The 508-nt window shown below is 36.4% G+C and carries 1 protein-coding gene; it reads right to left on the bottom strand.

Translation table 11 applies throughout. The annotated features are described in order from the left end of the window. Positions 1 to 508 (bottom strand): hypothetical protein (locus BQ5209_RS10750; RefSeq protein WP_167370352.1); only part of this gene is annotated, 508 nt, incomplete at both ends.

Below are 508 nucleotides of genomic sequence, written 5' to 3'. Positions count from 1 at the left end.
TATTTAACAGGGTGATAACGCCCATTATCGCATTGGCACCATAGCTAAGCTTAGCAGCTTTTGCACTTTGACGGGTATCTTTTGCTTGTTCGCCAATTTTAATTTTTTCCTCAATTTTTGCTTTTTCCATTTCGCTTTGATTCATCGCTTCGGTTTCGCGGTTTATCTCGCGCTCTTTGATTTTATCTTCTCTTTTCTTTTCGTTCGATTCGTTAATCGATTCGTCGTTGCTGGATTTTTGTTGATTGACTTTGTCAATTTTGTCTTGTAATACGGTAGTACGGTTGACTAACGTGACATAATCCGCCATTTTGCTGGTTAAAAAGTGTTTAAAATCATAAGGGTTAAGTATTTCTTTATTTTTTAGAAAATTGACAACCAGTGCTTTACTTGCCTCGTCGGGAAAGCAAAGCATAAATTTAAGCTTTTTGGTTGTTGGTTTTTTTGACCCAACTTCATATTTTGGATCGGTGACATCAAATTTTTGTAAAAACGCCACTTCTTGGCT

This window comes from Gilliamella mensalis (assembly GCF_900103085.1).
In the GTDB taxonomy this organism is placed as follows: Bacteria; Pseudomonadota; Gammaproteobacteria; order Enterobacterales; family Orbaceae; genus Gilliamella; species Gilliamella mensalis.
The sequence above is the reverse complement of the archived record's forward strand: the minus strand, read 5'-3'. Positions and strand labels throughout refer to the sequence as shown.